Annotated in this window: 12 protein-coding genes and 5 tRNA genes; 3 read left to right on the plus strand and 14 right to left on the minus strand. The window is 35.2% G+C overall.

Going from position 1 to position 12764, the window contains the following annotated elements; translation table 11 throughout:
• The 8 genes from rpoB to Q0P94_RS03805 form a co-directional block, all read right to left on the minus strand.
• A partial coding sequence (gene rpoB, locus Q0P94_RS03770; RefSeq protein WP_295113953.1) for a DNA-directed RNA polymerase subunit B occupies positions 1-1792 on the minus strand: 1792 nt, incomplete at its 3' end.
• Between the two features lie 17 nt (positions 1793-1809).
• Positions 1810-3354, minus strand: coding sequence for a DNA-directed RNA polymerase subunit B'' (locus tag Q0P94_RS03775; protein ID WP_295113955.1), 1545 nt, complete (start codon positions 3352-3354; stop codon positions 1810-1812).
• A gap of 242 nt (positions 3355-3596) precedes the next feature.
• Positions 3597-3830, minus strand: a complete 234-nt coding sequence (locus Q0P94_RS03780) for a DNA-directed RNA polymerase subunit H (RefSeq protein ID WP_295113957.1) — start codon at positions 3828-3830, stop codon at positions 3597-3599.
• Positions 3831-3874: 44 nt separating this feature from the next.
• Positions 3875-3948: transfer RNA gene (locus Q0P94_RS03785), tRNA-Lys, on the minus strand.
• Positions 3949-3977: 29 nt separating this feature from the next.
• Positions 3978-4049, minus strand: a tRNA-Asp gene (locus Q0P94_RS03790).
• A gap of 134 nt (positions 4050-4183) precedes the next feature.
• Positions 4184-4257, minus strand: a tRNA-Tyr gene (locus Q0P94_RS03795).
• A gap of 4 nt (positions 4258-4261) precedes the next feature.
• Positions 4262-4336: transfer RNA gene (locus tag Q0P94_RS03800), tRNA-Pro, on the minus strand.
• A gap of 116 nt (positions 4337-4452) precedes the next feature.
• Positions 4453-4526: transfer RNA gene (locus Q0P94_RS03805), tRNA-Thr, on the minus strand.
• 115 nt (positions 4527-4641) lie between these two features.
• Here Q0P94_RS03805 and thiM point away from each other — a divergent pair.
• The gene (gene thiM, locus Q0P94_RS03810; protein WP_295113959.1) at positions 4642-5505 is read left to right on the plus strand and encodes a hydroxyethylthiazole kinase; all 864 of its coding nucleotides are present in this window, start codon (positions 4642-4644) and stop codon (positions 5503-5505) included.
• A complete protein-coding gene (thiE, locus tag Q0P94_RS03815) occupies positions 5502-6122 on the plus strand; it encodes a thiamine phosphate synthase (protein ID WP_295113961.1) in 621 nt (206 codons plus the stop codon). Before thiM ends, thiE begins: the two co-directional genes overlap by 4 nt.
• A 42-nt stretch (positions 6123-6164) precedes the next feature.
• Here the strand turns inward: thiE and Q0P94_RS03820 are convergent, their stop codons facing one another.
• The 4 genes from Q0P94_RS03820 to Q0P94_RS03835 are packed head-to-tail and all read right to left on the minus strand — an operon-like array spanning position 6165 to position 9856.
• Complete coding sequence (locus tag Q0P94_RS03820; RefSeq protein ID WP_295113963.1) at positions 6165-7379, minus strand: phosphoglycerate kinase; 1215 nt, start codon at positions 7377-7379, stop codon at positions 6165-6167.
• A 13-nt stretch (positions 7380-7392) separates the two neighbouring features.
• On the minus strand, positions 7393-8061 hold the full coding sequence (gene tpiA, locus Q0P94_RS03825; protein WP_295113965.1) for a triose-phosphate isomerase: 669 nt from the start codon (positions 8059-8061) through the stop codon (positions 7393-7395).
• A 47-nt stretch (positions 8062-8108) separates the two neighbouring features.
• Positions 8109-8987: a site-specific DNA-methyltransferase gene (locus Q0P94_RS03830; RefSeq protein WP_295113967.1), complete on the minus strand. Its 879-nt coding sequence runs from the start codon at positions 8985-8987 to the stop codon at positions 8109-8111.
• 2 nt (positions 8988-8989) lie between these two features.
• Positions 8990-9856: a hypothetical protein gene (locus Q0P94_RS03835; RefSeq protein WP_295113969.1), complete on the minus strand. Its 867-nt coding sequence runs from the start codon at positions 9854-9856 to the stop codon at positions 8990-8992.
• Between the two features lie 131 nt (positions 9857-9987).
• On the opposite strand from Q0P94_RS03835, the gene twy1 reads away from it, so the two are divergent.
• Entirely contained in the window at positions 9988-10905 is a 918-nt protein-coding gene (twy1, locus tag Q0P94_RS03840) for a 4-demethylwyosine synthase TYW1 (RefSeq protein WP_295113971.1), read from the plus strand.
• A gap of 177 nt (positions 10906-11082) precedes the next feature.
• Here the strand turns inward: twy1 and sucC are convergent, their stop codons facing one another.
• Together sucC and Q0P94_RS03850 are read right to left on the minus strand one after the other, a co-directional pair.
• A complete protein-coding gene (gene sucC, locus Q0P94_RS03845) occupies positions 11083-12201 on the minus strand; it encodes an ADP-forming succinate--CoA ligase subunit beta (protein ID WP_295113972.1) in 1119 nt (372 codons plus the stop codon).
• A gap of 12 nt (positions 12202-12213) precedes the next feature.
• The gene (locus Q0P94_RS03850; RefSeq protein WP_295113973.1) at positions 12214-12759 is read right to left on the minus strand and encodes a 2-oxoacid:ferredoxin oxidoreductase subunit gamma; all 546 of its coding nucleotides are present in this window, start codon (positions 12757-12759) and stop codon (positions 12214-12216) included.
• Between the last annotated feature and the right edge of the window lie 5 nt (positions 12760-12764).

Below are 12764 nucleotides of genomic sequence, written 5' to 3' on the forward strand. Positions count from 1 at the left end.
CTAAAACTAATTTAGGGAAAATACATAAACTCTTAAGTTCGTCTAATAATAATTTGAATGCGTATGAAATTTCAACAGGGTATGTTTCCACATCTCCACAAATCGGACAGTATTTCTTATTCTTATTTTTGTCAAATACTGCTAACATACCACAATTTTCACAGACAATAGCTTCATATTTGTCTGATTCATCTAAAAGTCTTTCTTTTAAGGTTAATGCTGCACCGTGTGCAATAAGACAATCTCTTTCCATTTCTCCAAATCTTAAACCACCTTCACGTGCTCTACCTTCAGTAGGTTGACGTGTGAGCACTTGCACAGGTCCTCTGGAACGAGCGTAAACCTTATCAGTAGTCATGTGGTGTAATTTTTGGTAGTAAGCCACTCCAACAAATATTTCTGCATCCAATCTTTCACCGGTTACACCGCTGTATAATGATTCGCATCCTGCAGATTCAAATCCGTTGTTGATTAGTTGCTGCTTGATTTCATCTTCAAGTGCTTGGTTGAATGGAGTTGCATCAACCCTTTCACCTTCAAGACAGCCTGCCTTACCTGCAACCATCTCAAGCACCTGTCCAATGGACATCCTTGATGGAATAGCGTGAGGGTTAACGATTAAATCAGGAACAACACCGAATTCTGTAAATGGAATGTCTTCTGGAGATAATATTAAACCAATAACCCCTTTCTGACCGTGTCTTGATGCGAATTTATCACCAAATTCAGGTTGTCTGGTATCTCTTACTCTGATTTTTGCCAATCTTGAACCTTCAACTGTTTCAGATAATAGAACTGCATCAACAATACCTTTTTCACCGTGTCTTACAGTTACAGAAGTTTCTCTTCTCCTATCAGCAACAGTACCGAAGTCTTCTTCCAAAAATCTTGGAGGTGAAGTTTTACCTATCAATACATCTCCGGATTTTACTACAGATTCAGGATTGACTACACCGTCATCATCCAAGTTTCTGTAAGCCTCTTCAGACCTGTATCCTTTAATGTTTTTGTCAGGCACTTCAAATTTATCCACTTGTCCACCAGCATATCTTTTTTCTGAAGTGTCATAAGCTCTGAAGAAAGAAGACCTAGCTAAACCTCTTTCTAAAGCACCTTTGTTGATAACCATTGCGTCTTCCATGTTGTATCCTTCATAGGACATCAAAGCTACAACAAAGTTTTGACCTGATGGTCTTAAATCATAATTAGTTGAATCGATAATACGTGTTTTTACAATAGGAGTTTGAGGATGGTGTAACAAGTGAGCCCTAGTATCAGTACGTAACGCATAGTTAGATACATATAAACCTAAAGCCTGTTTTGTCATACCTGCTTCCATTGTATTCCTTGGAGAGGAGTTGTGATCAGAGAATGGAATAATTCCTGCACAGATACCAAGCATAGTAGCAGGGTCAATTTCCAAATGAGTATGGTCTTCATTCAAATCTGCCAAAGACATTGCAATATATGAGTTTTCTTCCTCTTCAGCATCCAAATATTCAATAAGACCATCGTTGATTAAATCATCCCATTTTAATTTTCCATTAGCGATTTTATTTAAATGATCCTCCTTTAAAAGAGGAACACCATCTTTAACAATGATTAATGGTCTTCTTGCTCTTCCAGGATCGTTAAATATATAAATTTCATTATTATCTTCATAATATGTAATATTCATTTCATGAGAGACTTCACCATTTCTTCTTTTTTCTCTCATTTCTTGAGTAAACTCAACCGGATTTTCACAGGACCCAAGGAGTTCACCGTTTATGTAGATTTTACACTTTTGCAAAAAATTCCCCCTATAGCCTAATCAATCAATACATCCATACTTTCAATAACATCTATAATTTCTTGTTCATCAGAACCTTCAGAAATGTTACACATTAAAGCCAAATTCTTTACCAAACCACAGTTAGGTCCCTCAGGAGTTTCGTTTGGACATATTTTACCAAATTGAGTTGGATGTAAATCTCTTGCTTCAAAGTGAGGTTGACTTCTGGTTAACGGAGATACAACACGTCTCAAGTGAGATAATGTACCCATGTAACTAGTTCTGTCTAATAACTGACTAACACCAGCTCTTCCACCTACCCAATTACCGGTAGCAATAGCATGTTTAATATTTTCAGTTAAAACATCACTACGAACAGCTTGCTTAATTGAAAGTTCTTTACCACGAGAAAGACTTCTTTCAAGTTGATAACTCATGTCTCTGGTTAAGTTAGTGAAAGCTACTCTGAATAAATCTTCCATCAAATCTCCAGATACTCTGAGTCTTTTATTAGTGTAATGGTCTTTATCATGAGGTTCTCTTTTCTGTTCAATAACTTCAAGCAACATTTCAGTCATTTCAGCTAAATAAATCGCTTTGTCATAACATCTTTCCGGTTCAGTACCCATATGAGGTAATAGATAACGGTTGATTACATCTGTTGCACGTTTGGTACGGTAATCCGCAGGCATGTTTTTAGCAACCCTGTTACCGATGTACCTGATAGCAGCATCCTGCATGTATTGTCTTCTTTCTTCAAGAGTCATACCATCCATTTCGTTTTGATCCAATTTTAACGCTTCAAGTGAAACTTGAATATCGTCTGCAACCATCATCTGGAAGTTATTGTCATCTGAGATTGCTGTGATGATTTCTTCATCTGTAGCTAATCCAAGAGCCCTCAACAGGATAACTAATGGAATTTCTCCTGGAAGATATGGGAATGAAATTCTTAAAAATACTCCGTTTTTACGTGGTTTTTTATATTCTAAAGTAATTCTAGCTCTGAAACCACTTTTAATTGAAGTTACAACAGCCTTAGCATGTCTGTCTTCAACTTCATCCAAACGTTCAAGAATGATTTTATTCGGAGCAATCTCCTCCATTGTAACAACAGCCCTTTCAGAACCGTTTACAATGAAGTAACCTCCCAAATCTTGAGGGTCCTCATGTTTTTCAATTAATTCTTCAGCAGTAAGACCATTAAGATGGCAAATGTCAGACTTGAGCATAACTGGCAATTCACCAATGTATACTTCTTCCAAAGGATTATCTTCTCCTTCTTCATTCAATGCCATTTCAAGGTACATATCTGCAGAATAATTTAAATTTCTAAGTCTTGCTTCAGTTGGGTCAATAATACTGCTTGATCCATCTGCTTCTTTATTAGATGGTTTTTCAATACGTACTTTACCAGTTTTTAAAGTGTATTTTCCATCATCTAATGTAATAGGTTCAGTAATATCAATGATATTTTGAATCCTATTATTTACAAAGTCATTATATGATTTAATATGGTGATCTACTAAATCATATTTATCGAAAAATGCATCAACTAATTTCCAATTATTCTCTGTCATGGACTTCCTCCAGCATTTACGTAAACGCTATAAAAATAATTAACTAAATAAAAGTAAATAATAAGATAGGTAAAAACCTAACATCTAATTCATTTAATCATTATTCTTAATTTACTCATAACTATCTCCTATAAGATAATTCCTCTCAAACTAAGTTAAATTTATTATAATGAATTTCTAAAAACAAAAAAACACAGAAATTAAACTATATTAAATTTCACTACTCTAAAATTATATTAAAATTAATCTTCTACTATCCTATAAGTAACAAACACACCAGCAGTTTGACTTTCACGAGTAATTCTTAAAATATCTCCTGGTTTTGCTTCAATAGCTTTTACCACAGGATCTTCAGATCTAATTTTAGGAAGATTTTTAAAATCATACTCAACATCACTAAATTCATCAGCAATTTCTTCTTCGGTCATGATTTCATGTGTTGGTACAAGCATATGGTCTTGAATATCAATTTTCAAATTATTTTCCTCCAGATAGAAAAGTTAAAATATAAAATTAGAAACAGGCCTGACGGGAATTGAACCCGCGGCCGCTTGGTTAAAAGCCAAGCGCTCTGCCAGACTGAGCTACAGGCCTATAAGATATTTATCATCAAGTATTCGAAGCGCCCTGGCCGGGATTTGAACCCGAGTCGCGGGCTCGACAGGCCCACATGATAGCCCCTACACCACCAGGGCATAGAAATACTAAACGATAATGTGTAATAATACACTATCTAATAATTATTTACATCATCATATATAAATGTTTTGGAAAATCATAAGATTTCACAAAAAAATAATCTATGACATCAAATAAATAATTATTCAAATCCCGCCTGCCGGACTTGAACCAGCAACATTTGGATCTACAGTCCAACGCTCTGCCAAATTGAGCTAAGGCGGGATAATGGGTCCGCCCGGATTTGAACCGGAGTCTCAGGCTCCCAAAGCCCAAAGGATCGACCAAGCTACCCTACGGACCCACACACAATAATGTATGCAGATAACATACTAATAATAATATACATTTACAAGTATATAAATGTTTCTATAATCTTAACATAATATGCAAAAATTTATAGCAACACTATAAATTAAAAGCCCCGGACGGGAATTGAACCCGCGACCACGAGATTACAAGTCTCGCGCTCTACCAGACTGAGCCACCGAGGCTTAATTCTATATTATAGAACAATCAAATTTATGTAAAAAGTAGTTTAAATACTTTACTATAAATCACTCCAAAAGATGTGAAATTATAAATATTAAATAATATATATAAAAAAATATGACAAATCATGATAAATTAATAGCCAATATTGAAAAAACATTGCTAGAAATTAAAGAAAGAAATCCATTAACACACTGTATAACAAATTCAGTTACAATTAATGACTGTGCTAATGCAGTTCTTGCCATAGGAGGATCACCATTTATGGCAGAAGATGCAGAAGAACTTGCAGAAGTTGTAGCAATAGCAGATGTACTGGTAATAAACATAGGGAAACTAAGCAAAGAACAAATCAATTCAATGAACGTAAGTGCAAAAGCAGCAAATGAAACTAATACCCCAATAGTCTTGGACCCAGTTGGAGTGGGAGTAACTGAACTTAGGAACAGGACAACATTGAACTTAATCAACAATTACGATATCGCTGCAATACGCGGAAACATAAGTGAAATAAAATCAATCGCAAAATTAGTCGGAGTCATTGATGAAAACAATACTGCAAAAGGTGTTGACGTGAATGTTGACGACATCATCACAGAGGAAAATCTATCTGCAAATGGTGAAATCATAAAAGAACTTGCAAACAAATTAAATACAACTATTTTAGCAAGCGGTCCAATCGATATCCTAAGCGATGGAAAAACAACCATAGCAATTGATAATGGTGATGACATGATGCCATTGATTACTGGTAGCGGATGCATGTTATCCTCAATCGTTGGAAGCTGTGTTGGAGGATCTACACCATTAGAAGGAACATTAGTGGCAATTTTAGCAATGAACCTTGCAGGAGAAAAAGCAAGGGCAAAAGTTGAAGAAAGAAATGAAGGTACAGGTTCATTCAGAACATATCTGATAGATTACCTTTACAAAACTAATGCTGAAAGCTTAATTAATGAATCAAACATCAAGATATTATGAACAATATAGATTTATCACTATACCTCGTTACAGACAATAGTGACGATGTGGAAAAGTTCCTGAACACTATTGAAGAAGGAATAAAAGGTGGAGTCAGTGTAGTGCAAATCAGAGAAAAAACAGCAGATACACTTGATTTCTATGAATTGGCAATGAAAGTTAAGAGGATTACATCAAAATACAATGTTCCACTAATCATAAACGACCGCGTGGATGTTGCTCTGGCCATTGATGCTGATGGAGTTCATGTAGGCCAGACAGACATGCCATGTGACGTTACAAGAAAATTAGTCGGAAATGACAAGATTGTAGGTGTTTCAGCAGCAACTATCGAAGAAGCGAAAAAAGCTGAAAAAGATGGAGCAGATTACATTGGAACCGGAGCAGTATTTCCAACAGCAACCAAAGATGATGCGCCATCAATCACTAAAAAAGATTTATCAGAAATAGTCAAATCCATAAATATTCCAGTCGTAGCAATAGGAGGTATTAACTTAGACAATGCCAGCGAATTAAAAGACACTGGAATAGCAGGACTGTCTGTCGTAAGTGCAATTATGAGTTCTGACAATCCCAAAGAATCATCCGAAGAGCTATTGAACATTTTCAATAGCTAAATTTAATTATTTTAAAAAAAAAGATATAAAAAATAAAAAAAATTATTTTTTACAATTTTTAAGAGCCTCCACAGCAGCAAGTTCCTTTCCTGCAAGCATACTAATGCATGCCCCACCACCACTACTTAAATGACTCATATTGTCTTCTAATCCAAGGCCAGCAGTAGCCGCTGCAATATGACCACCACCAATAAGTGTAAATCCTTTAGAGTTAGCCATTGCATTGATCAAATCTTCTGTTCCCATTGCAAATTTAGGGTCTTCAAATACCCCCGCAGGACCATTTGCAAAGATATACTTGGCATCCCTGATTTCTCTTGCATAATAATTAATAGTTTTTACGCCAATGTCAAATATGGATTTATTTGGAATTTCCCTAAAGTCAATGTCAACCCTTTCGCCATCAAGTTCACATGCAACATCAATAGGATATTTAACTTTATCTCCAAATCTGTCAATTAAATCCTTTGCTTTGTCAACCATGCCCCTATATCCCCTGCTAGCAATGAAATCCTTATTGACCTGACCTATGTCAACACCTGCAGCCCATAAAACAATATTTCCAACAATACCTGTTGTTAAAATTGAATCAGCAGTGCCGTTGCTTAAAACATTTTCCATAACATCAATGGAATCTTCAGGTTTCATTCCTCCAAGCAGGAATACACAAGGATGTTCAACATTATCCAAAGCATCCTGAATAACTGTCAATTCTTTTTCCATTACACGACCTGCAGCAGAAGGAGTGTCCACAGTAAAACCTACCAATGATGCCTGAGACCTGTGAGCAGCAGCAAAAGCATCATTTACGAAATAATCAATTAATGGAGATAAATGTCTTACAAGTAAAGTCTTTGACTGTTCTTCAGGAGTTCTTGAAAGGGATTCTTCAGAGAAGAAACGAACATTTTCAAGTAATAATATTTCATGAGATTTTAAAGATTTTATAGCTTCCTTTGCAGCACTGGAGAATAATGAATCAACATATTTGACTCTTAAATTTAATATATCAGACAATGCTTCGGCATGCTGAGACAAAGTTGTGAAATCCTTTTTACCAGGACGGCTTTGATGGGCAAGAAGTACAACCTTAGCCCCTTTGTTGGACAATTCTTTAACTGTTTGGGCATGTAATTTTAATCTAGTATCATCCAATATGATTCCAGAACTTGGATCTACCGGAGAGTTAATATCAATCCTGACCAATACAGTCTTATCTTCTATATCAAAATTATCAATTGTATTAAATTCCACCATTTATCTCACATCATCATAATTTACTTACCAAATCAAGCAAAGCGTCTTTAGGACTTTCAGCCTTAATAATTCCTGATGCAAGCAATACTCCATCTGCACCCAAATCCATTGCAGCTTTCATATCATCACCAGTTGTTATTCCTGCACCACATAAAACTTTAATATTCTTATTAATATCTTTTACTTCTTTTACTGTGTCTTCAACAACTTCAGGTTGAGCTTGTGAAACTGGAATTCCAGTACCAATTAATTCAGGAGGTTCAACAGCCACTGCATCCGGTGCAAGTGCTGCTACAGCCTTAGAAGTTTCAATATTATTAGTGCAAACACATGATTCAATTTCATTAGCCCTGCACATTTTTACAACTTCATCAATATCTGCCAATTTCATCCTATTTTCCGAATGGTTAATTAAAGAACCGCTGATTCCAGCATCAATTAATGTATTAATCAGGTTGGATCCAGTATGGCCCCCCGGAGAAATCGGATCAATATGCTGTGCAAAAATAGGAAGAGAAGTTTCCTCACTTATTCTATAAATATCTGCTGCCTGAGGAGCTGCAACCATAGTGATTCCAGACTCACTTGCAGCACTTTCCAAGTCATGTGCAAGTTTTAATGCATTTATACCACTTGATTCCAAATAAGTTTTATAATTTAATATCACAATTGGTGTGTCCATAATAATCCCACAACTAACTCTTTAATGAATATATTTGAACAACATTATTAAATAAATTTTTGATTAGATATTCTTTTTTCAGCCAGGTCAATATACTCCTTTTTAATTTCATACCCTATGAAACTACGATTATTTTTTATTGCAGCAAGGCATGTTGTACCGCTGCCACAAAAAGGGTCCAGAACAACATCCCCTTCATAACTGTAAAGATTAATTAGCCTATGAGGTAATTCAACAGGAAAAGGTGCTGGATGACCTATCTTTTTAGCATTGACTGCCGGAAATGTCCAGATACTCTTTGTCCAATTAATAAAATCATCCCTTTCGATAGTATCCTTTTTAACCTGATTCCTATTTTTGGAATATGAACCCTTGGAAAACACCAAAATGTACTCATGAAAATCCCTAAGCACAGGATTGGATGCTGACATCCAACTTCCCCAGGCACATGATCCTCCACCACTTGCGGACTTGTTCCAGATAATTTCTCCCCTCATTAAAAATCCCAAATCCAACATTATTTCTATCACCATTGCATGAAGGGGAATATATGGCTTTCTCCCAATATTTGCCATATTGATGCATGCTCTGCCACCGGTTACCAATTTATTATATGTTTGGCTGAAAACGGAAGTCAACAAATCCAAATATTCATCCAGACTCAAATCATTGTCATATTCCTTTCCCACATTATAGGGTGGAGAAGTAATCATCAGATGAACACTGTTATCAGGAATTTCTCCCATATCTTCACTGGACTTGCAATAAATCCTATTCAATTTATTGGCTTCAATGGAGTTTTCTTTGAATTCAATGTTTTTTGGAAGTTCAAAACCTTTAAACAATTTTGAACTATAAAATTTCTTTGAACTGTGAGATTCCCTCACAACAGAACCGAAAGATGCAGTTTGTGTTTTTCTAACCAATTTTAAGACCTCTTCAAAAGATTCAAAAATTTCAATCCCTTATCCTCATAGCTATTTTGCTCATTAGCAATTTCAACATAGTGCCCTAATGATTCCAAATCTTCCATTCCCGAGAAGAAGTTTAAATCATGGTCAAATAATATGTTCAGATGCATTTTCATCTCAGCACTGGAATCCAATCTTAAATATCCTCTTTTTGGAGTGGTTTTACGAGTATTTCCATGATTTAAAGGAAATGGATTCAAAGACCAAAATCCCTGAATGATTCCCGCACTTTTCAGATAATCCGCTTTCTTGCAAAATCCATTTGAAAGCGGTGCGTTTCCCAGAACAATTATTGGTATTTTGGAAGATTTGAAATTTGAAACCCTAATATCAATACATTTACCAATAGCTTTTAAAATCGAGTCCGAACGTGTGAAACTAGGCTTTCCCTGATGAGTTCGAAAATCACCGATTTCAAAAATCTCCTTTGTTTTTACATCATATTGCCAGTTCCAAACTATGGACATCTTTACCTCAAATATTATTTTTACTTCACTTGGCTTTAAAATTTTTTTATTCACTGTTGCAATTACAACATCTGCAGGAGAACTTGAATTAATGCCTAAGGCAGGAATTCTGGCCTGATTTACAATATAGAGATTTTTATCATTAATCACAGATTTCAAAAGATTTTGAACCCAAATTTCAGTGTAATTTCCAATCAGAGAATTCCGGGATTGTAATGTGGATTTTACGCCCCTATAACCCCTTGGCCAATAAGCAAAATACTTATCACCCCCACAATAGAACAGCTGATTGACTTTTGCATCCTTAAGTGATTCAATGAAAAATAATTTTTCTTGATTTTTATTCCATAAATTCATATTAAAAACTATTAAAATTAAACATATAAATATTTTAAATATTTATAATCACAATATTGTTCAATAATTAGTAAATTGCATCATATTTGAAAAATGTATATACTAGCAATACTAAAAATTAATGTGATTTTATGTCATTCAATGAAAGCCAAATAGAAAAATTAGAAAAAAGTGGATATAGATTTGTCGGACAACATGGCCATGCAGCAGTAAAGACATGCCATTGGACACGTCAAAGTATTAGTGACAAAGGCGTTTGCTATAAAGAAAAATTTTATGGAATTCAATCACACAGATGCCTGCAGATGTCCCCTGCAGTTCCAAACTGTCAGCAGGAATGTGAATTTTGCTGGAGAGACTTAACATATACCCAAACCAATTGGGAAGATGCCGAATACGATGACCCAAAAACAATAATCGATGAAGCTATTAAAGCTCAAAATAATCTGTTATGTGGTTTTTATGGAAATGACAAAGCAAACAAGAAAAAACTGGAAGAGATGAAAAATCCAAACAATGCAGCAATATCTCTGGCTGGAGAACCGACACTCTATCCAAAAATTGACGAATTGATTGGAGAATTTAATCGCCGTGACTTTACAACATTTGTAGTGAGCAATGGTCAGTGCGTGGACAGATTAAGAAATCTGGAAAACGATCCATATCAACTGTACCTTTCCTTAGATGCACCTGACAAGAAAATATTCCATGATGTATGCAGACCAAGAATAAATGATGCTTGGAGTAATTTAAATGAATCACTTGAAACACTATCCAGTTTTAACTCACGTACATGTATAAGAAATACATGCGTTAAAGGAAGAAACATGGAAAAACCCGAGGAATATGCAAAATTAATCAAAAAGGCAGACCCCGACTATGTTGAAGTGAAAGCATATATGTGTGTAGGTTCATCAAGAGACAGATTAACACTTGCCAATATGCCATTATTTGATGAAGTAAAAGAATTTGCAACAAAAATAGGAAATGAATGCGGTAAAGAAATAGTAAATGAATCCAAAATCAGCCGAGTCGTCCTACTCGAATAAAACTAATTTTAAAAAAATAGTATAACCTTTAAAAATTGTGTTTGATGTATAAATAGGTTGAGTTAACATTATAGATTGTACTATAATGATAACTATCGATTTTTTTACAGCAAAACAACTTTAAAGTCAATCAGATATTTTTCTGTTTTAATTGAAATATCAGTCCAGTGAAGAAATTTATTTTCCTTCAGCTTTCAATTCATTGCAGAGTTCAACAGCTTTACGGGCAGCTTTTTCCATTGAAACTTCATACGGAATTCCAGCCTCTTCCAAGAGTTTTTGCCCTTCTTCTTCATTGGTTCCAGTCAGCCTGATTACAATGTGAACTTTTCTTTGTGTTTGTTCCAAAGCCTTAATAACTCCACGGGCAACATCATCCGCTTTGGTGATTCCACCTAAAACATTCAGGAACACCACTTTAACAGGATCATAGTTCAATACTATATTTAATGCCTGATTAATGATATGCTCTGAAGCTCCACCACCGATATCCAGAAATGTTGCAGGTTCACCGCCATTGAGTTTAATCATGTCCATAGCAGTTAAGGTTAAACCGGCACCATTACCTATAACAGCAATGTCACCATCCAATTGCACAAAGTCGACAGCTTTCTTTTTATAATGAAGCCTGTCAACCAAGTCCTGATGCCTGAACAATGAATCATTTTCAACTACCATTTTTGCATCAGCAGCTATCAATCCTTTTGGAGTTAAAACCAACGGGTTGATTTCAGCGGTATCAGCGTCATATTTAGTAAACACATTATACAATTTCCAAATCATATCACCCATCGGTGAAATCAATTCAGATGGAACTTCCATTTTACGTGCAATTTCACGTGCCTCATACGGCAAGAATTCCAACAAAGGATTTGGATAATATTTAATGATTTTTTCAGGATTGGTTTTTGCTAAGTTTTCAATTTCAACTCCCCCCTCCTTACTTGCTAAAATGACCGGTCTTCTTGCACCCCTATCAACAGATACAGTTACAAAAAATTCATTGTAGATTTCAGCTTTTTCTTCAATTAAAAGGTGTTTTACTTTTTCACCTTTTATTTCCATTCCTAAAATTTCATCAGCAACTTTTAAAGCTTCACCAGGATTATCAGCAAATTTTACACCACCTGCTTTACCTCTACCACCTGTTAAAACTTGTGCCTTAATCACTACAGGAACATCCATCTCTGAAGAAATGGTCATAGCCTCTTCAGGGGAATATGCCACATGCCCTTCCAAGATTGGAATGCCTTCCTGATTAAAAATTTGTTTTGCTACATTTTCAAAAAATCTCATTATAACACCCATTTATAATAAATTATAACCTGCCTCAAAAGCACTGACATTTTTCTTTTCTGTTCCTTTAGGAACACTAGCTTCAATAGCTTTAATTGCAGCATCTTTAGATATAACTCCAGTGATTTTTGTAATAGCTCCAACCATTACAATGTTTGCTACAATTTTAAGTCCAATTTCATCAGTAGCTGTTTTAGTTGCAGGAGCTTCGTAAACCTTAATATTATGTTCTTCAATAAACTCTTTAACATCTTCAACATCAGTTGTTCCAGGATCAACTATTAAAGTTCCTTCATCTTTCAAGTCAACGATATATTTAATCAATGCCTCATTGGACATTGCCACCAAAATATCCGGACTTTGAACTTTAGGATAATCAACTTTAGTATCACTTATGACAACTTCACATTTTGAAGCCCCACCACGAGCTTCAGGACCATAAGATTGAGTTTGAACAGCTTCCTTTTCGTCAAAAAGACTTGCAGATTTTCCTAAAATAATACCTGCAAGAATTACTCCCTGACCTCCAAATCCACAAATTCTAATTTCAGTTCTCATTTTAT

The organism is uncultured Methanobrevibacter sp. (genome assembly GCF_946184425.1).
Taxonomy (GTDB): Archaea; Methanobacteriota; Methanobacteria; order Methanobacteriales; family Methanobacteriaceae; genus Methanocatella.